A 20,856-nucleotide genomic window follows, 5' to 3' on the forward strand; every position below is an offset into this window, starting at 1 on the left:
AAGTGCTTCGACTGACCCTTCAGCTAAAGGTTGTTTTAATTGTTTATTTGAATCTTTTTTCATGGATGGACGCCCCTTTTTCTTAGATTGAAGGGCATCAATTCCTTGTGTTTCGAGCTGTTTTTTCCAAACAGAAATCGTTGAAGGGGCAGGAATATTAAAGATAGCTGCTGTCTCAAATAAGGACATACCGTTTTCAATCATAAAGTTTAGTATGTCTAGTTTAAATTGTTGTGTGTAATTTGTACATCGTTTTAGAAAAGCTTCCAGACCATTCTGTTTATATTGGTTTACCCAATTCAAAATGATTGTGTCACTTATACCGAGCGATCTACCCATTTCTCGATAACTTTCATTTCCGTTCAAATAACGTAGAACGATTTGTATTTTTTCATCAGCTGTAAATTTAGCCATAGAAAAACTGCACCTCCAATTGTTAGACTGTGTCTAACAATTGGGGTGCAGTTCATAAATCAGTGCTCTTTTTATTAGAAATTGCTTAGTTCTTAAAAATAAAATTATTACGGACAATTCACAATGGTAATAATGACGCTAGCCATTGTTCCAGGAGAATCAAGAAGTGAAGCAGTAACGGTTACTGTTCCAGGCCCATTAGCGGCTAGAAATACAGCGGTAAAGTTACCTGAGGCATTGGTAATGACAGCAAGAGGAACCATGAAAGCAAGAGATGGGTTACTAAATGAAAAACTGACCACTACTCCTGGAGTAGGACTACCGTTTACTAATACTTGACCCGAAAAAAATAAAGTATTATTTCCTTGAGTGGATACACATGCTGTGGTTTCGTTAGAAGTCAAGGTAATAGATGCAGGTCCAGCAGGAAGATTAAATCCAGTTGGTCCAGTTGGTCCAGTTGGCCCAGTTGATCCGGTTGGTCCAGTTGATCCGGTTGGTCCGGTTAATCCAGTTAGTCCGGTTAATCCAGTTAGTCCGGTTGATCCGGTTGGCCCAGTCGGTCCAGTTGGTCCGGTTGATCCGGTTGGCCCAGTCGGTCCAGTTGATCCGGTTAATCCAGTAGCTCCTGTAGAACCGGTGGGACCGGTAGGGAATTGAAAAGGTTGAACAGGTGGAAGTGTAGGTCCAATAGAACCCGGATTAAGTGCAGCAAAAGATAAAAACTTGTCCATTATTTATCACCTCTAAAAATCGTATTACTAATAGTAAATGTAGTGATAGAGCAAAGTGAAACGGACAAGCGGTTGTATTTTAACAAATTAAACAAAGTAGTTACATGATAGAAAGAGAGATTAGTATGATTCCTTTAGAAATTAAATATAAAAAGGCGATTATCTTCAAATCGCCTTTTAGGTAATGCCGTGTAATTTTATTCAGTTATTTGAAATATAGTTTCATTTTGTTTAGAAAATCCATACAGTTTCCTTGCGAATTTTAAAATTTCTTCTTCACTACTTGTTAAAGCCTTAACATCATTTTTAAGGGAATGACTATCCTTCTTTATAGAAGATAATTTTTGTTGCTCCGTATTAAGTGTGATTTGTTTTTCTTTAATCATTTCTTGTTGATTATTCAGAGAATATTGAAGGACAAAAATTATAGGTAATATAAAAGCCAAAGTAGTTATAATACGGCGTCTTGTTTTTTTTATACTACCTTGTTGGGTATTAGGATTCACTTGCTGTGAGGGTATATTAGGATTTGATTGGTGTGATGATACTTTTGGGATGTTTCCCATTAAAATGCCTCCATTACTAATCGTAGAATTTAAACCGTTTAAAAGTATTATAAATGTTCAATAGGGATTTTAGAAGATATTTTAATATAGGCGAGTTTGTAAAATTTAAAAAAATTTTTATTTAAATAAAAGAAACCCCGATTGTCTGTGGGGCTCCTGAAGATAATGAAAATACTCGACTAATTAAAGGTTCCATGAATTTTTTGGTGAAAATGCCGGTAAATTCGTCTGAATTAATGAGAGCATCTAAAGCTTTATACGTACGTGAAGTAATTAAAAATCGATTTATAAGAGTTAGCTTGTTTTTTCTTAATACCCCACTTAATCAGTAAATATATATGTCTGTTGAAATCTTTACGTGTTCATTGACAAAAAGCTGACTATATTCAGTCAGCTTTTTGTATAATACATTCTAGTATTTATCGGTTCCAAAAGACATATTCTTTCCTTTACGTTGACATCAAAAATATTACCAATTTTTTCTTTTACAATGGCAACAAATAAAGAAACATTTACAATGACACTTATTTCGTTTAGAACTCCAATCATCATCACGATGACACTTTTCTTTAGATTTCCACCAATCATCATCACGATGACACTTTTCTTTAGATTTCCACCAATCATCATTACAATGTTTTTCCTGAGAACTCCAATCATCATCACAATGATGCTTTTCTTTAGATTTCCACCAATCATCACAACAATGCTTTTTCTGAGAACTCCAGCAATCATTTTTCCAGGACATTTATTTCTACCTCCTTTCAATAGTGTTCATATTATTCTATGTTTTAATAAAAAAATGGCTTGTTTATTAACCTACTATTTTATCTTTATATGATAGAGTGTCTTCTACTCGATATAGAATTCATACAAACTATGCTAATTTTTAAGAGAAAGTGGAGAGAACTACTACTAGTTATGGTATTTTTCAATAAACACTTGTTGAAGAAAATGTTCTGATTACAAATAATATCTTATTTTCGAGTACGCTTTTTAAATGTATATTTCACAATGAAAAATGGGAAATCCACAAATAAAGTCTATGTATATGTGAGTTAATGGGGAAATCTAGTGTGTTTTTAAGGGGTGTCTTATTTAAAAGAAAAAAGGTTTGTTTTAGAAAGTGGTGTCTAAACATTAAATGGAGTAGGACTAAATTCACGGCCGCTCATTAAAAAGCTTTTAATTAGGAGAAGTCTGTTTTTATAATGAATAATGAAAAGAAAGTTTGGTACAATTGTTTGTTTTTTTCTTTTTATGTGTTTGCCTCGTACCCTTTTAAGCTAGTGGACATACTTTACTAATAGAAAGGATTAGGGGGTGAGGTATTGGGTTCTCGATTTAATAATTGTAAAAAGAAGTGTACATGTAAACAAGATGATTGTTGGGAAGTATTCGAAGAGTGTAAAAAAGAACAGCATGAGAAATGTGATAATTCTTGTGTACAAGGAATTAGAGATGAACTTAAGAAATTAATTAATCGAACAGTTCAAATTAATACAGAGGGACGTACTTATGTAGGTACTGTTTCGTCTGTAAGTTGTGATGTAGTTAGGCTTGCGGCTATTCCTGGATCGGTTGGAGTAATTATTTCCATTTGTAAAATTGAAGCAATTTTCCCACCTGTTACAACGGTTACTGCTGACTTTGATTTTAATGGTATTGATGTAGCAAACAAAGCATAATTATGCTGCTTTTTTGTAAAGCCATTCACATGAATGGCTTTATTTTAATTTCATATAAAAGGAGAATATATTCTTTATATAGAAATAAGTTCGAGGTTATAAAGTATGATGTACGAAAGGGGCATGGAAGTGATTAAACTAAAAACCTTTAAAAAATCTGATTTTAAACAATTAATAAATTGGATTAATTCTGAAGAATTTCTAATACAATGGTCAGGAAATGCATTCACATTCCCTTTAGACGAACAGCAATTAGAGAAGTATATAGAAAGTGCAAATACACTCGCTTTCAAAGTGGTAGATGAAGAGACTTCAGACGTTATTGGTCATATTTCGCTTGGGCAAATAGATAATATTAATAAGTCGGCTAGAATTGGAAAAGTATTAGTTGGTAATACGAAAATGAGAGGACGTTCTATAGGAAAACATATGATGAAAGCAGTACTTCATATTGCTTTTGAAGAATTAAAACTACATAGAGTAACTCTTGGTGTGTATGATTTTAATACATCGGCCATTTCATGTTACGAAAAAATAGGGTTTGTAAAAGAAGGCTTATTAAGAGAGTCAAAAAGAGTAGGAGAAACGTATTGGAATTTATGGGAAATGAGTATGTTAGAATATGAATGGAAGAAGTAGCAACGATAGTAATTTATAATTATATTATGTTAACAAAAGGGGCTTGGTGGGTATAGTGGATAATAAAACAAAAATAATTTCAATTGCAGCTGTTTCGGGGGGAGGTAAAACTACAATTACAGAAAGATTAAAGCATAAGTTTAAAAACTCAAAAGCTCTATATTTTGATAGTTACACATTTGATAAATCTCCTGCTGATATTTGTAAATGGATTGATGATGGGGCGAATTACGACGAGTGGGTATTAACACCATTAATTCATGATATTGAGCAACTTATACAAAATAATACCTTAGACTATATTATTGTAGATTATCCTTTTGCATACTTAAATAGTGAGATGCGAAAATTCATTGATGTAACTATATTTATTGACACGCCTTTAGATATTGCGATGGCTAGAAGGATTTTGCGAGATTTTAAGGAAGGTACAATAGATGAAATACATAATGATTTGGAACACTACATGACATATGCGAGAAAAGCTTATTTAGAGGCAATTCATACTGTTAAGCCGAATTCAGATATCATATTGGATGGTTCTTTATCTGTAAGTGAAATAATTAATCACGCTGTAGAGGAACTTGGCCGAAGAGAAGTGATTGTCAATGGTTAAATGTATAGAGGAATATATACAAGTTGCTGATTTTAAAATGTATACGAAAATATTCCAAGGAAAGAAGCAGCAGCCTGTTATTATATTGGAATCAGGCTATGGTGATTATTCGAAGGCATGGAATCAAACTGCTGAAGAACTGACGGAATATGCTACGATACTTACATACGATCGGGCTGGATTAGGCAAAAGCGGGAAGAGTTCCAAGAAACGTATTAGTTCTGAAATGGTAAAAGATTTGAGAACATGCTTAAATCTTTTACAACTGAAGCCACCTTATATTTTTGTAGGACATTCTTTTGGTGGTATAAATGCACGTTTATTTACTGATTTTTATCCTGAAGATATGTTGGGAATAGTTTTGGTTGATTCGACACCAGAAAATTATAAAGAAGCATTTTTGCCAATCATGTCTCCAGAATTTCAAGAAGCTTACTATAAACAATTTGTACATGAAAGTTCTTATGAAGAGTTTATGTTTAGTCTGGGTGAAGCAGATAAATATTGTCAGTTGACGAGAGATATTCCACTCGTCGTGTTAGCTGCTGGTAAAAAAGCTTTTTATTCGCAAGATGCACAAATAAAATGGTTACAATTGCAAGAAGAATTATTACGATTATCAAACAAAAATAAACTAATAATTGCAGAACAAAGTGGTCATTATATTCAAAAAGATGAACCACATTATATAACAGATGCTGTTAGGTGGATAATTGAAGTAAGGGAGAGATAAATGTGTACACTTTATTTCAATATAATTGGCAAGTAAGAGATGATTGGTTTAAGTGGTGTGAACAACTTTCAGAGGAAGATTTACTTTGCAAACTGGGGGTATGTTAGAAACATTATTTCATATTGTAGATGTAGAGTATAGTTGGATTAGTGCTCTTCAAGGATAAGAAGATAGAGAACAGCAATTTAAAGATTATCAATCGATTCAAAAAGTGAAAGCGTTATTTGATTTATATAAACGAGAACTTGAAGTTTTTTTGCAGTCATAATTATCTAGCCTAGAATGCTAGCGCACTTAAAATAAGCCGTATAAAAAGTTAATCATTGGTGCTTTGATTATATAACGTCGGCGAAATAAATAGTGTGAAGGACAGCTATTCTAACAAGTATTTTATGTAACGTTCGTATATTTAAATTTTTTTGTAATTAATCGAATTCTAATTTTTTAGAAACGGATAATGAGGTATGGGTGGTGCTCTTTTTATTGAATAAAATGAGTTGATTTTTCGGAATTTCCTTACAATATAAAAATTAAAATTTTATTTGTTGTTAAGAAAATATATGAGGAAAATAAAAAAAGAGGGCTAATGCCCTCTTTTTCTTTTAATTTGGTAATTAATCACAGATTGGTATCCCAAGCACTCTTAGAGCTAATGCTACTTGAAGGGAAATCTCTAATCTAGCAATTTCAATACCAGCTACTGAAAGAACTAAAAAAGGTTGTCCGTTTACAAATACAACGCAACTATCCATAGTTAAACCTCCTTTCTAGTAATCTACTATAGTATATGAGTAGAACTTTAAAATGTAATAGTTAAATTGTTGGATTTAATAGAATTAATAGATTAACCCATTTAAACTAAACAAACGAACACAACGAAAGGAAACAGAGATGGATGTATGCCTCAAAAAACATAGGTTTTAAGACATGTAATGGGATATGAAATTCATCATATTGGTCAGCTGTCTGTATGGGCGAGGAAGTTAAACTTGCAACCAGTTTCAGCAAATTTGATTGGAAGAGGATGATAGAATTAAAAACCGACTTGCATCTTAAGCGCAAGTCGGTTTTATATATATAAGAAGATTTCTTAATTGAAATCCTCGGATTTTTTCTGACGTATATGTAAAAACATTAAGGTGGTAATGATTAAAAAAATCATTATAGTTTGTATAATTAAATTTTTAAACTGAAGCAATATTGTCCAAGATGTAAGGGCGTCTTTAAAAGCTTGGAGTGCAGAGTACGAGGAAGGATCAAAACCATACTGTAGCAACTTTTTTGTTTCAATAAATGAAATGTTTTCTTCATCTGCATCTAATATTACTGAAATTAGTCTAGTATCTCCAAGTTTTGCTGTACTGACAAAACTATAATTACCGTTAGTTGAAAAACTAGTTTGTAAGCCATCAACACCTTGAAGTTTAATGTTTTCATTAAGGGAATATATCATTTTATTCGTATTGAAAACCTGGGAATCTTTGAAGGTAAATTGGTAAGAGGTTAGTTTCGTAATATTCAATACATCTGGAAAATCTTTTACTAATCGTGCAGCTAGTTTAGCTGCGTCTATTGCTGTTGTAGTTGATTGTTTATTTGTATCATGATTAATTCCAGTAGAGTTTAGAAATGGAGATGGTTGTAATAACTGTAGTTCTTTTGCTTTTTTATTCATTAATATTGTAAAGTTATCTTCATTTCCAGCAATGTGTTCTGCTAGAGCGAGTGCAGAACGATTATTCCCTGCTAGTAGCAATGCATGAAGTAAATCACGAACCGTTGTTTTATCATTCGATGTTACTTGTATAGGGCTTGTTTCTACTCGGAAAACTTCGTTACTTATTTGTACGAAGTCATCTAACTGTATCTTTCTATCATTTAGTTGCTCCAATACGATATATTCTGTCATTAATTTAGATAAAGCAGCTGATTGTACTGGAGTTTCTTCATTTTTTTTATAAACAATTTCACCTGAATTAGCATTTATTAAAATAGCTGATTTAGCTTGAATAATCGGACCATTTACATAAAGGTAAAAATATAAAACGATAAGTGCAGTAATGAAAAAAGATAATAATAAAATAGCGAATTTTTTTAAGAATTGCATAAGCGATCCTCCTATTATGACATCAATAATAGTATTGTAAAAAGGAATGCTTAATTAGGAAGAAAGAAAAGGTAAAGAATTTCTAAAGAATTATAAAGGATTATTAAATTTAGGGTAATTATGGAAAAAGTTCAATTTCTTATATGGTAAGAAATTGAACTTTTTATTTGTAATATTAACATTTGTATGGGAGTAGTTTTACAGTGAATGTTGTTTTTTCGTCATCACTATATACTTCAATTGTTCCTTTATGCAACTCGACTATACTTTTTGCAATTGCTAATCCAAGTCCAGATCCACCAGTGTTTGTAGAGCGAGATTTCTCAACGCGATAAAAACGTTCAAAAATATGAGGTAAATCCGTACTAGGAATAGGTTGTCCGTAATTTGTTATATCAATTGTAATCATATTATTGCTTTCATAAGCAGTAAGGTCAATATAGCGACCTTCGCTTCCATAAGCGATAGCGTTTATAATAAGATTTTCAAACACACGCACTAATTTGTCACCATCAGCTAATACCATGAGCTTTTGAGACGGGAAAGAAGGCCGACATTCTATATTAGCTTCTTGAACCTGTATGCGGAATTGAACAGTTAATTGTCCAAGTAATTCTACAATATCAATAGGAACAGAATACAAGCTTAATTCTTTATTTTGAACACGTGTATATTCGAACAAGTCATTCATTAATGCATTAAGACGAGTTACTTTATCGTAAATGACTTGAATATAGTATCGCAATTCCACTTCATCTCTATAATTATCATGATGGATTAAATTTACGTATCCAACTATAGAAGTAAGGGGAGTGCGTAAGTCATGTGATACATTTGTAATAAGTTCACTTTTTGCTTGTTCAGCTTGTCTTTCTTCATCAATGGAGACTTTTAATTGTTCAACAATTTCATTGACCCCGATTGCTAATTCTTCTAGATAATTATGATTTACAATAGAAACTTTATGATTGAAGTTTCCATTTGCAATATAACGAATTTCTTCTATCATTTTTTTTATACAAGTTTCATAATAAAGTTTTTTCTCGTGACGATAAAAAATGTAAAGATAGGATGAAAAAATAGAAAATAAAAACAAATAAGATACAATCATCATCCATAAAGACTCTTTAATCCCTTTATACTTTTCATAACCAAAAATTCGAATGAATTCTTTACCGAGTTCAGTTAGAGTAAGTGAACTCTCAATTACACTCGTAACGAGGCGATAAATAATTAGTTCAGTAATAGGAGTGAGTGTGATAGCTAATAAAAGCCAAAAAATAAGTTTCCATTTAGGAATATCTTTTAATATATCAAATGCTTCATTTCTCAATTTTATAGCCAACTCCCCAAACAGTATGAATAAATTTTTCTCCATTTATTACTGTTTCAAGTTTATCTCGTAAGTTGCTAATATGGACCATTACCGTCTTATTTGAACCATAACCATCTTCATTCCAAACGCGTTCGAAAATTTCTTCTGAACTAAATACTCTTCCTGTATTACTCGCAAGTAAATATAAAATATCGAATTCAATAGAGGTTAGTTTAATGTACTCTCCATTTACTTTAACTGTATGATTATGTTTGTGTATTTCAACAGAGCGAATACGAATAATACCATCTTCATTCTTTTGCGAAGTAGCATTTTGGAAAGAGGATCTTCGTAATAAAGCTTTCACTCTAGCTACTAATTCTAATGGATTGAATGGTTTGATCATATAATCATCAGCACCTGTCATAAGGCCTAATATTTTATCCATATCTTCTGCTTTTGCACTAAGCATTAGAATTGGTACAGTATTATTTTCACGCACTTCCTGACAAACTTCTAATCCGTTTCGTTTTGGCATCATAATATCCAAAATCATAAGGTCAACTTCATATGTAGAAACCTTTTGCAATGCTTCATCGCCATCATAAGCTTTATAAATGTTATAGCCTTCATTTCGCAAATAAACAGCAAGTAATTCAACAATTTCTTTATCATCATCAATAATTAATATATTTTTATTCATTGTGTAGTTCCTTTCCTTACAAATCATCAACATTACTATAATATCAAACATTTATGTACTTGTAGCGATGATTCTGTATAAAATTTCATGTAACGTATTAAAAAGGAGTAAAAAGATTAATATCGAATATAAAGTAAAAAGGATATTTGGATTCTATATTATACTGAAAGTTAGTTGTAAGGGGGATTTGCTATGCTGTATGACGATATATATTCATTTACTCCAACTGGAAAAATAGACAATGATATTAAAGCTTTTCTACTAAAATATAATAAAGAGTTTACATATAAACATTCAATTCGTGTGGCAAATGAGGCAAAAAAGATTGCAGAAAAGTTTCACGTAGATAAAGAAAAAGCAGCAATTGCAGGATATTTACATGATATTAGTGGAATTTTTCCGAACGAGGAGCGGATTGCAGTTGCTGAAGAATTTGGGGTAGAAATAGTGGAAGCAGAAAGAAAATTTCCTATGATTATTCATCAAAAATTATCGAGAGTAATCGCAAAAGAAATATTTAAAGTAGAAGATGAAGAAATTTTAAATGCAATTTGTTGCCATACAACGTTGCGTAAACATGCAACGAAGATGGATTTAGTATTATTTGTTGCAGATAAAATAGAATGGGATCAAAAAGGGAAGCCACCATATTTAATAGAAATAAAAAAAGGATTGGAAAAATCTTTGGAAAAAGCAGCTTTTGTATATATTTCATATTTGTGGGAAAGGAAAGATACATTGAAAGTTATACATCCGTGGCTAGAAGAAGCATATCGGGATTTAAAAGGAATTGTACAGTAGAAAGGACAAGGAAATGCAATTAAAAGAATATATGAATCAAACATTTCCAGGAGTTACATTAGGACCCTACTTATATTCTCAGTGGGGAAATCATTTACATTTTGATTTCGGAAAAGATAAATATCAAATTGTAGAAGGAACCAACGATTTAAATATGGAATACTTTTCTCAACTATATACATATAATAAATTCTTATTTGAAGACATATTTTCAAAAGAAGATGTAGTGTTTGTAGTGACAAATGTTTATAGATTTAAAAAGGAAAACATAAAAACTCCACAGAAAATAAATGTATACAATAAATATATTAAGAAAAGAGATTTAAGATTTCATATAAGACAAGAAACGTTACCGTTTCTATTTGAAGATAAAGAAGCAGATTTATATTGTACATATCAATTTTCTTTAAAATGTCTCGTAGAAGATATTAAGTATGAATCGCTTATACAAGCTGCTAATCATGAGGATTTCTCTGCTCTGTATCCTCGATTTGGACGAAAAAAAGAAATTTCTTATCCAGATGTATTTCTCATAAATGAAACGAAAGATATTGTCATGTTTATGTATGATGATAGAGGATGTGAAGTAATTGCGAAGAATAAAGAAATAATACGAGATTTATATAAGAAATACAAAGAATGGATTCCAGATTATGAGCGAGAAAGTATAGATAACTTATTTAAATGACAATAGGGGAAGTGAAGCGTGTAATGAAACGTATTGCAATAGTATCTGCATGGGAACCAGAACTGACGTATTTGCATCAACATTATCCGAGTGAACGTGTTGAAAAAAGAGCAGCTTGGGAATTTCATTTTCATACTATTAATGAGCTGGAAATTATATCAGTTGTTACTGGTGTCGGTAAAGTAAGCTGCGCTAGTTGTGTACAATTGTTAATTAGTGAGTTTCAGCCGGATGAGTTGTTTATGGCAGGAATATGCGGAAGTTTATCAAACAAGGTGAAAAACGGTCATATTGTAGTGGCACTAAACGCAATACAACACGATGTTACTGCAGCTGGCTCAGGGGAAGATGTTTTTAATTTATATAACGGTAGAACAGCACCTATTGAAACAACAAAATCACTTGTAAGAAGAATAAAAAAAATACGATCATATGATCCAATACATTTCGGTACATTTTTATCCGGAGATCAACGTATTCGTAGTTCAGAAATGAGATATTTACTCCATACCGTATATGGAGCATTGGCAGTTGATCAAGAAGTAGCAGCTTTCGCCTATGTGTGTCAAATAAATAAAAAACCATTTCTATGTTTAAAAGCTGCTTCAGATCAGGCTAATGATAAAACGAAAGAAGAACAAAAAATCTTTAAAATGCTAGCATGCGAAAGAGCATGTGAGCATTTAATTGCTTTTTTGCGTGTTTATGAGATTAATGTAGTAAATAATAGATAGTTTGTTATAAAACAAATTAAAAGTGAGTTATATGTAGGGAAATGTCCGTTCATTTCAAATTAAGAGCTGAAATTTATAATAGATGGAATATATTATATGGGTACATGTTGAGGTTAATACAAGCAATTGGAGGGCAATTTTATATGATTCAATATAAAAGGTGTAGTGAAGTGAATATTGATTTAGTATATGAAGCTTTTAAAGATGGATTTTCCGATTATATTATTAAGATGGAAGTTTCAAAAGGGGATTTTATACACCGTTTTTTGGGACCAGAAGGTAATTTGCTAGAACATTCTTTTCTTGCTTTAGACGATGACAAATCAGTTGGCGTAATATTAGGTGGTATAAAAGATTATGAAAGTATAAAGACTATGCGCTGTGGAACATTAGCGGTTCATCCTAATTACCGCGGTATTGGTGTGAGTCAAAAATTATTTGAACTGCATAAAGAAGAGGCGATTCAACATGGATGTAAGCAACTTTTTCTCGAAGTCATTGTAGGAAACCACCGAGCGATTCATTTTTATAATAAGTTGGGCTATGAAAAAGTGTACGATCTTTCTTATTATAATTTAAATGATTTGACTAAAATAATGAATAAAGATTGTAAGGATATTGAAGTAAAACAATTAGAATTTCCAACTTTTAAAGATGAAATTCAGAAATGGTTAAACTTCCATATAAATTGGCAAAATGATATTGATTATATCGAACAAACAAATAATGTATTTTATGGTGCATATGTCGATAATGACTTAAAAGGCTCTCTATGTGTAAATGAACAAGGTAAAATTAGTTTTATTTTCGTAGACAAAGATTATAGAAATATTGGTGTTGGGATGAAATTATTACAAGTAGCAAGAGAAGAATTACATTTATCAAGTTTATCAATTGGGTTTTCTAACAATAATTTATTGGAGGGTTTTTTAAAGAAATGTGGATTTGAAAAGAATTCTTTAGCGCAATATGAAATGTATTTATTACTCTAATAGCGGAAAGATTTATTCTTTTCGTTTTTTATTTTGCTGTTATGTTGGTAAATGCTCCGCAACTATAATTTATAATGAGAGGGATTTTGTTTATCCTTAAGTTATTTTTTTAATTGTCAATTTTATGCTAATAATTTTCTTTGTATAATATTCTAATTTTATGTAGAATAGATACGATGGGAGGGAATGAAATGAATAATGGATTAAAGTTTAAGATTTTTGAATTGCATTGTCTCGTTCAAAAGACTTATTCTGATATTAAAATGGCATGTGATATTGCTATTTATCAAGAAAACACTTCTAAATATTTAATTTCATTAGGATTTTTAAATAAATCATATATGACTTATATAGAAGCAAAAAGATTCTATCGCGAAAATGAAGAGCTTGTAAGTGTAGAATTTGATAATTTCTTTGATGTGTATGATAAATTAGAAAACGAATTAAAACAAGTTATTTCAACTGAAGATAAAAATCCTTCATCGCTACATAGCAGACTTGATCAGTTTCAGCAGAAAGTTGAAAATATAAATGACCTAATAAAAGTATTGCAAAATGCTCGTTAATGAATGCTTTTTTCTTTTTTGTATAGAAATTATGTATTAAAAACATTTTAGGGATATTACATATTGAAGAGGTGGCTTTTGTAGATTACAAAAGTCATCTTTTTATGTTAGGAATAGATTGTATACATTTTAGCAGTTTCATATAAATAATAGAAATTTATACGAGGTAAATATCATGGGAAATAAAAAAGAAATAGCTATAGTTGCATTAACAACAGGATTCGTTTTAACAAGTGTAATACCATATGGAGTAGGTCATGCAGAGGAACCTGGTCAAATGCAAGTTGAAATTCAAGAGGATTCGTTCCGTACAGGTAATCTTACACAGCCATCAAAAAAAACGCCAGAGAATGTAGTGAAAGATGCACTTAAGGAAAATACGGAGCATGCTTTGTCTCCAAAACAAGTTAGTGCAGAAACAGGAGTAGATTACAAGGTTCTTCAAAAACGTGGTTCTTATGATGGAACTACACTTGTGCGCATGCAACAAATATATGAAGGAAAAGAAGTGTATGGCCACCAGTTGACTGCTCACGTAGATAAAAAAGGTATTATTAAAAGCATTTCAGGAGCTAGCGCACAAAATTTAACACAAGAAGATTTAAAGAAACCTATTAATTTATCAAAAGAAGAAGCGAAACAATATATTTATAAAAAGTACGGAAACGACACTAAATTTATTTCTGAACCAGAAGTTAAGGCGGTTATTTTTGTTGATGAAAATCATGGGCAGGCTAGCAATGCATATCAAGTTACATTTGCTGCTACAACACCAAATTATGTATCTGGAACTTATTTAGTGAATGCTCATAATGGCGATATGTTAAAAGATATGGTACAAGAATCAAGTTTGAAAATAAGTGAAGAGTATGTTGAATCCGTTAAGGAAAATAAAGCTAGCAATTTCACATCATTAACTGGAACAGGAAAAGATGATTTAGGCGTAACTCGTACATTTGGTATTTCTAAACAGACCAGTGGGAATTATGCGCTTGCTGATTACACAAGAGGGCAAGGAATTGAGACATATGATGTAAATTATAGAGATATTACAAATGAAGAAAGTTATTATCCTGGTATACTAGCAACTAGCGTTTCAACGACATTTAATGATCCAAAGGCGGTAAGCGCTCATTTCTTAGCAACAAAGGTATATGATTTTTATAAAGAAAAATATAAGCGTAATAGTTTTGATAATAAAGGAAAAAAAGTAGTTTCAGTGGTACATGCATGGGATTCTGGAGGAACAAATGATCCTGAAAATTGGGAGAATGCATTTAGTACTAATATTAATAACATTAGTATGCTTTTATATGGAGATCCTATGGTAAAAGCGTTCGATATAGCGGGTCATGAATTTACACACGCAGTTACATCAAGTGAATCTAACCTTGAATTCTCAGGAGAATCTGGGGCAATTAACGAGGCATTATCGGATATTATGGGAACGGCTATAGAGAAATACATAAATAATGGGGAATTTAACTGGACAATAGGAGAGCAAACTGGATCGACTTTTCGTAATATGAAAAATCCAACTGCAATTAATTTTTCAGAAGGACTACCGTATCCTGATGATTATAGTAAATATAATGATTTAAATGGCGAGGATTATGGAGGCGTACATTTTAATTCAAGTATTATTAATAAAGTTGCGTATTTAATTGCACAAGGTGGTACTCATAACGGTGTAAATGTAAATGGTATTGGTGAAGATAAAATGTTTGATATTTTCTATTATGCAAATACTGATGAATTAAACATGACTTCTAATTTCTCTGAATTGAGATTGGCATGCCTTACAGTTGCAACTAATAAATATGGAACGAACTCAATTGAAGTTCAAGCAGTCCAAAACGCTTTTGATGCAGCAAAAATTACAGGAACAGTGAAAGAAAACGAAAAAACAGTAGAAAACCAAGCTCCAGAGTTAACTGTACCAATTACCATTACACTACGTGTAGGAGATACGTTTGATCCAATGAGAAATGTAAAAGCTGTTGATAAGGAAGATGGTGATTTAACAAATAAAGTAAAGCATAAAGGCGATGTAGATACTTCAAAACCAGGTACATACATTGTGGAATACCTGATTGTTGATTCTCAAGGGGGGAATGCAACGGCTACACAGACTGTAATTGTAGAGGGAAATGGAGAAACATCAGATTTAGAACCTAAATTAACAGTGCCTGTTGGAGCGACAATTCATGTAGGAGATTCATTTGTTCCAATGGCAGAAGTATTAGCTATCGATAAAGAAGACGGTGATCTTACTTCTAAAATCAAAGTTGATGGTGAAGTAGATACAAATAAAGCCGGTACTTACGTATTAAAATACACAGTTACAGATTCAAAAGGCCATGAAGTAACGGCGAAGCAAACTGTAACGGTCAAAGTTAGAGAAGAAGTTAAAAATGATAAACCAATACTAAAAGTACCTGCTACAACTTCAATTACTGAGGATGATCAATTTGATCCGTTGGTAGGAGTATCAGCTACTGACAAAGAAGACGGTGACCTTACTTCTAAAGTAGCGTATGAAGGAACTATAGATACAACTAAAGCTGGTACTTATGAAATAATATATAGTGTAAGAGATTCCGTGGGTAATGAGGTAAATACAATACAAAAAGTATTAGTGAAAGATAAAGAAACTAGCAAACCTAATGGTCTTGCTAATAAGACAAATAACAATAATATCTCAAATAACAGTAATACCGATAAAAAAGAATATACATATAAGGAGCTGCCAAAGACGGGTGTAAGTACAACTAACAGTGCAGCAATCGGCATATTAATGATTATTGCAGGTACAGTACTCACTTTGATTCGCAAATTTAGAAAGATACAAAAATAATAGTAGGGATTATTCGTTTGAAGAAAAGAGTTCAGTATTCAAAAGAAATAAAGTAGAAAGTAAATAAAACGAAATATGGATTTTTTACTTATTAAGATTTTAATAGTTAAGCGGTACATTTGGCTTTTATAAAAATTTGCAGTTGGATACTATTCTGTCTACAGAACTATATTACATATAAAACACGTTACTATTCTCATTAAAATAAAAGAATAGTAACGTGTTTTTTGATTTGAAAATAGCATAAATCCTATAGTTCATGAATATAGGAGTACTTCTAATTTGCCATTGATGAGTTACTGAAAACATTTTGTTTTAATGGAAGTTTCACTCTAAATGACAACATGAGATTTTCGATATTTACCAGGTGTTTCATTGGTGAATTTTTTAAAAATTTTAGTGAAATAACTTTGATCGCTAAAATTAAGCGAAGCGCATATGTCTGATAAAGGATGGGTGGTGAAAGTTAATAATTTCTTTGCTTCTTCGATTCGTTCACGTTGAATGTACTCAATTAATGAAATACCGACTTCTTTTTTAAATAATATAGATAAATAATCTGAATTCACATTTGTAAATTTAGCAAGTTGTTTAACAGATATTGGATTGTAAATATTTTTAAAAATGTAGTTTTTGCAAATAGCAATAGTCTGTGAATGTTGCTGTGTTTTTTGTGCCTTTACACGGTCTGCAAAGGTACAAAAAGCATTTTTTAATAAATCCCAAACAGATTCTTTGTCTTTTAAATCTTCTGTTCTTTGAATATGTAAATCGTAAATTTTGTAAGCAATCCCAGATGGAAGTCCCCCTTTTATCGCATATCTAGTAGCGAGCGTGATGGATGAAATACAAATGTTTTTATGACGTCTTAATTGATGGAATGAAGATAAAGATGAAAGAGTCTCTTGTTGGAATTCGTAATAATATTTGAGTACGGTTTCTTTATCCCCGTGTTCTATAGAACTAAGTAGTTGCTGCTCTATATATAAATTATGATAAATGGATTCGTCTTTTTGCATTGAGATATATACATCTTCGTTTAAGATGCTGCTATGACTTATATGAAGTGAGTCACTGTTATTTGAAAAGGTGCTTACATCTGAATTTTTTTTATAGAGAATGTTATAGAACAAAATCGCTATATTTACAAAGAAATTTTGATCTTTGACTGACAATGAAAAATAATGGTCTCTTGTTCTTTTATAATTTGGAATAAAATTGAGGTTACTATCCGCTTTACTTGTAGAAAAATTCACATGTGTCAAGGGCCCAATAATAACAGTACCGTTCACCATATAATCGCTCTTTATGTGAATTAAAATAAAGTGCCCTAGATATTCGTGAGTTCTGAAGATGGGGGAATTATATGTATCATTTCTCTGAAAAAGCATATGTAACTGTTCTATTTTTGATGTATATAACGAATGTGAATCATTTTTTGATTTAAATTCTAAAAGAATATTTTTGTTACAATCTAAAAAACAAACTGGAATTTCGAAAGATTGAAAAAACATATTGCAAATGTACTCTATCTCAACTAGACTGAGTTTTTTAGTCATATTCTTCCTCCTTGCAGTTATGCGTAATAGTTAAATAAACATATATTCCTTTTTCATAAGTAGATACGGAAAACCTTTATCAATAAAAAATATAAATAAAAGTTATAAACTTCTAAGAATAATACCATAATTTAACATGGAAAGCACATATTATTTGAATATACAGGTAATAGTTTTGGGCAGTAACGTAAAATATGAATCGTCACACTTATTTGTTGGTTATTACTTATATGTATTAAAAAATGATTAAGATTGGATTTTAAATAGGGATAGGAAGTGAGAAATGAATAGATTGACAGTAAGTGACTAGTCGAAATTAGCAGTGAAAGCTATTATGTAACAAATGTAATGATTCTTGAAATAGGGATATACGTGTAATTTAGGGGGGGAAATTACATATATCATGTGGAGAGACAACGTAATAATAGAAGATAAGAAAAGTGAATAAGTGATTGTAAATAATGGATTGTTGGACGACTATGTTTTATGTTATTTGTTTAAATCTGATACTTGGCAGACTATTGCTTTTAAGAAGGTAATAGTAATAAAGAAATTTTTAAAATGATAGAAGTAGTAAAGGGGATAAGAGAAATGAAAAAAATATTTAGTGTGCTTTTAGTGTTATTCTTAACATTTTCTACATGGTCTAGTGTATTAGTAAAGGCAGATTCACCATCTAAAGGTACTTTAACGATTCATAAGTATGAACAAGAAAAAGATGGAGCGCAAGGACTAGAAGGTGACGGTTCTGCAAATCAAGAGGTGCCAAAAGATGTGAAACCATTAAAAGGTGTAACATTTGAAGTGAAAAGGGTTGCTTCTTTTGAAAAAATTTCAAACGATGGGAAAATCGTAAAAGAAGACGTGAAACCTGTAATGGGAGCCACTCCAAATCAAGTAGTAACAGATGATAACGGACAAGCTGTATTAAAAGATCTTCCGCTAGGACGTTATGAGGTGAAAGAAGTGGCAGGACCTCCACATGTTAATCTAAATCCCAATACGTATACAGTGGATATCCCATTAACGAATAAAGAGGGTAAGGTGCTAAACTATGATGTTCACATGTATCCCAAAAATGAGATTAAACGTGGTGCAGTGGATTTAATAAAAACTGGTGTAAATGAAAAAGCATTAGCAGGTGCAGTATTCTCTTTATTTAAAAAAGACGGTACAGAAGTGAAAAAAGAGTTAGCAACAGATGCTAATGGCCATATTCGCGTGCAAGGATTGGAGTATGGAGAATACTATTTCCAAGAAACAAAAGCTCCGAAAGGCTATGTAATAGATCCAACTAAACGTGAGTTTTTTGTTAAGAACTCCGGAACAATTAATGAAGATGGAACTATTACTTCTGGTACAGTAGTTAAAATAGAAGTGAAAAACTATGAAGAACCAACAATTGATAAAAAGATTAACGCAAAAATGGAAGCGTTACCAATAAATCCGTTAACTAATTATAATTATGATATTAAAACATTAATTCCAGAAGACATTAAGGAATACAAAAAATATGTGGTAACAGATACTTTGGATAATCGTTTAGTGATTCAAGGAAAGCCAATCGTGAAAATTGATGGAGCAGAAGTAAATGCAAACGTTGTTGAGGTAGCTATAGAAGGTCAAAAAGTAACAGCTACAGTAAAAGATTTCACAAAATTAGATGGTAAAAAAGAATTTCATTTGCAAATTAAATCCCAAGTAAAAGAAGGAGTATCATCTGGTTCGGAAATTTTAAATACAGCAAAAATACATTTTACAAATAAAAATGATGTAATTGGAGAAAAGGAATCTAAACCCGTAGTTGTTATTCCGACAACTGGAATAATTGAGTTAACAAAAATTGATAGTGCTAATAAGAATAAATTAAAAGGTGCAGAGTTTGTACTTAAAGATAAAAATGGAAAAATAGTTGTTGTAGCAGGAAAAGAAGTAACAGGTGTATCAGATGAAAATGGTGTTATTAAATGGTCTAACATTCCATATGGAGACTATCAAATTTTTGAAACGAAAGCACCAACATATACAAAAGAAGATGGTACAAAAGCATCTTATCAATTATTAAAAGACCCCATCGATGTAAAGATTAGTGAAAATAATCAAACGGTTAAATTGACGATTGAAAATAATAAAAGTGGATGGATTCTTCCGGTAACAGGTGGTATAGGAACGACTCTTTTTACTGTAATAGGTCTTACTTTAATGCTTACAGCGGCATTTGTTTTCTTTAGAAAAAAGTTTGCTAGAAATTAAGATTTTAGGAACATGTAACCATATGAAAAGGGGAGAAGCAAAATGCTTTCCTCTTTTCGATATTTAAGCGTATACAGAGGTGGAAATATGAAACGAAATCTTGTTTTGGGAGGTATTTTTTTATTTGGATTAGGTATTTTTTTATATCCTACTATTAGTAATTGGTTGGCGACCCGTGCACATTATTCTGAGATTAGCTCTTACGATAAGAAGATTAAAGCATTACAAAAGAAAGAAGTCGAACGTAGGGAAAAAGAAGCAGCCGAATATAATAAACAAGTTCAAACTTCTGCGAAAACATTTACAGATCCATTTTCTGAAAAAAAAAGTAATCATCAAGCGTATGCTGATGCGTTAAATTTAGGAGATGTAATGGGGTATATTGAAATATCGAAAATTAATATAAAACTGCCAATCTATCAAGGGACCTCTGAGGAAGTATTGAGTCGTGGGATAGGTCATTTAGATTTTTCTTCGCTCCCGGTAGGTGGAGAAAATACGCACACTATTTTAACAGGGCATCGTGGTTTACCATCAGCAAAATTATTTACAGATTTAGATAAGTTGAGCGAAGGAGATCTTTTTTATATTCATTCTTTAGACAAAGTTCTTGCTTATAAAGTAGATCAAATTAAAGTAGTGTTACCACACGAAACGGACGATCTACAAATTGTACAAAAAAAAGATTATACAACTTTAATTACGTGTACGCCTTATGGAGTAAACACCAATAGATTGCTAGTTCGAGGTGTGCGTGTGGAGTTAAACGAGAAAGAAAAACAAAAAGTGAGTACAGAGATATTTATATTTAATAAGTGGACTGTAATAGTTCCAATCCTATTGTTATGTGTGTTTCTAGTCGTAATTTATAAGAAAAGGTTAACTCGATAG

The 20,856-nt window shown here is 31.5% G+C and carries 22 protein-coding genes and 3 pseudogenes; 16 read left to right on the forward strand and 9 right to left on the reverse strand.

Going from position 1 to position 20,856, the window contains the following annotated elements:
- Window positions 1–414: transposase (locus ACTJJY_RS22060; RefSeq protein ID WP_440605686.1), on the reverse strand; the 414-nt coding region annotated here is incomplete at its 3' end.
- A 123-nt stretch (window positions 415–537) separates the two neighbouring features.
- On the opposite strand from ACTJJY_RS22060, the gene ACTJJY_RS22065 reads away from it, so the two are divergent.
- Together ACTJJY_RS22065 and ACTJJY_RS22070 are read left to right on the forward strand one after the other, a co-directional pair.
- Window positions 538–753, forward strand: a complete 216-nt coding sequence (locus tag ACTJJY_RS22065) for a hypothetical protein (RefSeq protein WP_000236251.1) — start codon at window positions 538–540, stop codon at window positions 751–753.
- Between the two features lie 45 nt (window positions 754–798).
- Entirely contained in the window at window positions 799–1,074 is a 276-nt protein-coding gene (locus ACTJJY_RS22070; protein WP_440606597.1) for a hypothetical protein, read from the forward strand.
- Between the two features lie 17 nt (window positions 1,075–1,091).
- Here ACTJJY_RS22070 and ACTJJY_RS22075 read toward each other — a convergent pair.
- From ACTJJY_RS22075 to ACTJJY_RS22085, 3 genes and pseudogenes are all read right to left on the reverse strand, one after another.
- Window positions 1,092–1,148, reverse strand: a pseudogene (locus tag ACTJJY_RS22075) (exosporium leader peptide-containing protein); the annotation flags it as partial.
- Between the two features lie 197 nt (window positions 1,149–1,345).
- The gene (locus tag ACTJJY_RS22080) at window positions 1,346–1,714 is read right to left on the reverse strand and encodes an FtsB family cell division protein (protein ID WP_086406179.1); all 369 of its coding nucleotides are present in this window, start codon (window positions 1,712–1,714) and stop codon (window positions 1,346–1,348) included.
- A 390-nt stretch (window positions 1,715–2,104) separates the two neighbouring features.
- Complete coding sequence (locus ACTJJY_RS22085) at window positions 2,105–2,449, reverse strand: hypothetical protein (protein ID WP_440606537.1); 345 nt, start codon at window positions 2,447–2,449, stop codon at window positions 2,105–2,107.
- 596 nt (window positions 2,450–3,045) lie between these two features.
- Between ACTJJY_RS22085 and ACTJJY_RS22090 the strand changes: the two genes are divergently transcribed.
- The 5 genes and pseudogenes from ACTJJY_RS22090 to ACTJJY_RS22110 all read left to right on the forward strand — a co-directional run.
- Entirely contained in the window at window positions 3,046–3,402 is a 357-nt protein-coding gene (locus ACTJJY_RS22090; protein ID WP_000535577.1) for a hypothetical protein, read from the forward strand.
- A gap of 105 nt (window positions 3,403–3,507) precedes the next feature.
- Window positions 3,508–4,041 carry a GNAT family N-acetyltransferase gene (locus ACTJJY_RS22095; protein WP_440606538.1) on the forward strand — a complete coding sequence of 178 codons (534 nt, stop codon included), beginning with the start codon at window positions 3,508–3,510 and terminating at the stop codon, window positions 4,039–4,041.
- A 46-nt stretch (window positions 4,042–4,087) separates the two neighbouring features.
- Window positions 4,088–4,657, forward strand: a complete 570-nt coding sequence (locus tag ACTJJY_RS22100; RefSeq protein ID WP_000513265.1) for an AAA family ATPase — start codon at window positions 4,088–4,090, stop codon at window positions 4,655–4,657.
- On the forward strand, window positions 4,650–5,390 hold the full coding sequence (locus tag ACTJJY_RS22105; protein WP_440606539.1) for an alpha/beta fold hydrolase: 741 nt from the start codon (window positions 4,650–4,652) through the stop codon (window positions 5,388–5,390). The genes ACTJJY_RS22100 and ACTJJY_RS22105 overlap by 8 nt, the downstream gene beginning before the upstream one ends.
- A gap of 2 nt (window positions 5,391–5,392) precedes the next feature.
- Window positions 5,393–5,652 (forward strand): annotated as a pseudogene (locus ACTJJY_RS22110) (DinB family protein); the annotation flags it as partial.
- A gap of 352 nt (window positions 5,653–6,004) precedes the next feature.
- On the opposite strand, the gene ACTJJY_RS22115 reads toward ACTJJY_RS22110, so the two are convergent.
- Window positions 6,005–6,142: a DUF3956 domain-containing protein gene (locus ACTJJY_RS22115; protein WP_000376554.1), complete on the reverse strand. Its 138-nt coding sequence runs from the start codon at window positions 6,140–6,142 to the stop codon at window positions 6,005–6,007.
- Between the two features lie 165 nt (window positions 6,143–6,307).
- On the opposite strand from ACTJJY_RS22115, the pseudogene ACTJJY_RS22120 reads away from it, so the two are divergent.
- A pseudogene (locus ACTJJY_RS22120) lies at window positions 6,308–6,418 on the forward strand (DinB family protein); the annotation flags it as partial.
- A gap of 62 nt (window positions 6,419–6,480) precedes the next feature.
- Here the strand turns inward: ACTJJY_RS22120 and ACTJJY_RS22125 are convergent.
- The 3 genes from ACTJJY_RS22125 to ACTJJY_RS22135 all read right to left on the reverse strand — a co-directional run bounded on the left by ACTJJY_RS22125 (window position 6,481) and on the right by ACTJJY_RS22135 (window position 9,515).
- Window positions 6,481–7,497 (reverse strand): D-alanyl-D-alanine carboxypeptidase family protein, encoded by a 1,017-nt coding sequence (locus tag ACTJJY_RS22125; RefSeq protein WP_440606540.1) that lies wholly within the window; start codon window positions 7,495–7,497, stop codon window positions 6,481–6,483.
- Window positions 7,498–7,672: 175 nt separating this feature from the next.
- Entirely contained in the window at window positions 7,673–8,830 is a 1,158-nt protein-coding gene (locus ACTJJY_RS22130) for a sensor histidine kinase (protein WP_001243312.1), read from the reverse strand.
- Window positions 8,820–9,515: a response regulator transcription factor gene (locus ACTJJY_RS22135; protein ID WP_001038807.1), complete on the reverse strand. Its 696-nt coding sequence runs from the start codon at window positions 9,513–9,515 to the stop codon at window positions 8,820–8,822. Before ACTJJY_RS22135 ends, ACTJJY_RS22130 begins: the two co-directional genes overlap by 11 nt.
- Window positions 9,516–9,707: 192 nt before the next feature.
- Between ACTJJY_RS22135 and yqeK the strand changes: the two genes are divergently transcribed.
- The 6 genes from yqeK (at window position 9,708) to ACTJJY_RS22165 (ending at window position 16,153) form a co-directional block, all read left to right on the forward strand.
- The gene (gene yqeK, locus ACTJJY_RS22140; protein ID WP_440606541.1) at window positions 9,708–10,316 is read left to right on the forward strand and encodes a bis(5'-nucleosyl)-tetraphosphatase (symmetrical) YqeK; all 609 of its coding nucleotides are present in this window, start codon (window positions 9,708–9,710) and stop codon (window positions 10,314–10,316) included.
- 13 nt (window positions 10,317–10,329) lie between these two features.
- Window positions 10,330–11,004, forward strand: coding sequence for a DUF3885 domain-containing protein (locus ACTJJY_RS22145; RefSeq protein WP_440606542.1), 675 nt, complete (start codon window positions 10,330–10,332; stop codon window positions 11,002–11,004).
- Window positions 11,001–11,738, forward strand: coding sequence for a phosphorylase family protein (locus tag ACTJJY_RS22150; RefSeq protein WP_440606543.1), 738 nt, complete (start codon window positions 11,001–11,003; stop codon window positions 11,736–11,738). Before ACTJJY_RS22145 ends, ACTJJY_RS22150 begins: the two co-directional genes overlap by 4 nt.
- A 143-nt stretch (window positions 11,739–11,881) precedes the next feature.
- Window positions 11,882–12,730: a GNAT family N-acetyltransferase gene (locus ACTJJY_RS22155; RefSeq protein WP_440606544.1), complete on the forward strand. Its 849-nt coding sequence runs from the start codon at window positions 11,882–11,884 to the stop codon at window positions 12,728–12,730.
- 191 nt (window positions 12,731–12,921) lie between these two features.
- Window positions 12,922–13,296, forward strand: coding sequence for a hypothetical protein (locus tag ACTJJY_RS22160; RefSeq protein WP_029442358.1), 375 nt, complete (start codon window positions 12,922–12,924; stop codon window positions 13,294–13,296).
- Between the two features lie 175 nt (window positions 13,297–13,471).
- Window positions 13,472–16,153 (forward strand): M4 family metallopeptidase, encoded by a 2,682-nt coding sequence (locus ACTJJY_RS22165; protein ID WP_440606545.1) that lies wholly within the window; start codon window positions 13,472–13,474, stop codon window positions 16,151–16,153.
- A 332-nt stretch (window positions 16,154–16,485) separates the two neighbouring features.
- On the opposite strand, the gene ACTJJY_RS22170 is transcribed toward ACTJJY_RS22165, so the two are convergent.
- Window positions 16,486–17,712, reverse strand: a complete 1,227-nt coding sequence (locus tag ACTJJY_RS22170) for a helix-turn-helix transcriptional regulator (RefSeq protein WP_440606546.1) — start codon at window positions 17,710–17,712, stop codon at window positions 16,486–16,488.
- A gap of 591 nt (window positions 17,713–18,303) precedes the next feature.
- Between ACTJJY_RS22170 and ACTJJY_RS22175 the strand changes: the two genes are divergently transcribed.
- Together ACTJJY_RS22175 and ACTJJY_RS22180 are read left to right on the forward strand one after the other, a co-directional pair.
- Window positions 18,304–19,965 (forward strand): SpaA isopeptide-forming pilin-related protein, encoded by a 1,662-nt coding sequence (locus ACTJJY_RS22175; protein WP_440606547.1) that lies wholly within the window; start codon window positions 18,304–18,306, stop codon window positions 19,963–19,965.
- A gap of 87 nt (window positions 19,966–20,052) precedes the next feature.
- Window positions 20,053–20,856 carry a class C sortase gene (locus ACTJJY_RS22180; protein WP_440606548.1) on the forward strand — a complete coding sequence of 268 codons (804 nt, stop codon included), beginning with the start codon at window positions 20,053–20,055 and terminating at the stop codon, window positions 20,854–20,856.

The organism is Bacillus sp. 22475 (assembly GCF_052044835.1).
Lineage (GTDB): Bacteria > Bacillota > Bacilli > Bacillales > Bacillaceae_G > Bacillus_A > Bacillus_A cereus.

Coding starts and splice junctions, on each gene's coding strand:
- ACTJJY_RS22080 (WP_086406179.1), bottom strand. CDS start 1,714: ATGGGAAACATCCCAAAAGTATCATCACACCAATCAAATCCTAATATA.
- ACTJJY_RS22065 (WP_000236251.1), top strand. CDS start 538: ATGGTAATAATGACGCTAGCCATTGTTCCAGGAGAATCAAGAAGTGAA.
- ACTJJY_RS22150 (WP_440606543.1), top strand. CDS start 11,001: ATGACAATAGGGGAAGTGAAGCGTGTAATGAAACGTATTGCAATAGTA.
- ACTJJY_RS22135 (WP_001038807.1), bottom strand. CDS start 9,515: ATGAATAAAAATATATTAATTATTGATGATGATAAAGAAATTGTTGAA.
- ACTJJY_RS22125 (WP_440606540.1), bottom strand. CDS start 7,497: ATGCAATTCTTAAAAAAATTCGCTATTTTATTATTATCTTTTTTCATT.
- ACTJJY_RS22105 (WP_440606539.1), top strand. CDS start 4,650: ATGGTTAAATGTATAGAGGAATATATACAAGTTGCTGATTTTAAAATG.
- ACTJJY_RS22145 (WP_440606542.1), top strand. CDS start 10,330: ATGCAATTAAAAGAATATATGAATCAAACATTTCCAGGAGTTACATTA.
- ACTJJY_RS22085 (WP_440606537.1), bottom strand. CDS start 2,449: ATGATTGCTGGAGTTCTCAGAAAAAGCATTGTTGTGATGATTGGTGGA.
- ACTJJY_RS22160 (WP_029442358.1), top strand. CDS start 12,922: ATGAATAATGGATTAAAGTTTAAGATTTTTGAATTGCATTGTCTCGTT.
- ACTJJY_RS22180 (WP_440606548.1), top strand. CDS start 20,053: ATGAAACGAAATCTTGTTTTGGGAGGTATTTTTTTATTTGGATTAGGT.
- ACTJJY_RS22175 (WP_440606547.1), top strand. CDS start 18,304: ATGAAAAAAATATTTAGTGTGCTTTTAGTGTTATTCTTAACATTTTCT.
- ACTJJY_RS22165 (WP_440606545.1), top strand. CDS start 13,472: ATGGGAAATAAAAAAGAAATAGCTATAGTTGCATTAACAACAGGATTC.
- ACTJJY_RS22155 (WP_440606544.1), top strand. CDS start 11,882: ATGATTCAATATAAAAGGTGTAGTGAAGTGAATATTGATTTAGTATAT.
- ACTJJY_RS22095 (WP_440606538.1), top strand. CDS start 3,508: ATGATGTACGAAAGGGGCATGGAAGTGATTAAACTAAAAACCTTTAAA.
- ACTJJY_RS22115 (WP_000376554.1), bottom strand. CDS start 6,142: ATGGATAGTTGCGTTGTATTTGTAAACGGACAACCTTTTTTAGTTCTT.
- yqeK (WP_440606541.1), top strand. CDS start 9,708: ATGCTGTATGACGATATATATTCATTTACTCCAACTGGAAAAATAGAC.
- ACTJJY_RS22170 (WP_440606546.1), bottom strand. CDS start 17,712: ATGACTAAAAAACTCAGTCTAGTTGAGATAGAGTACATTTGCAATATG.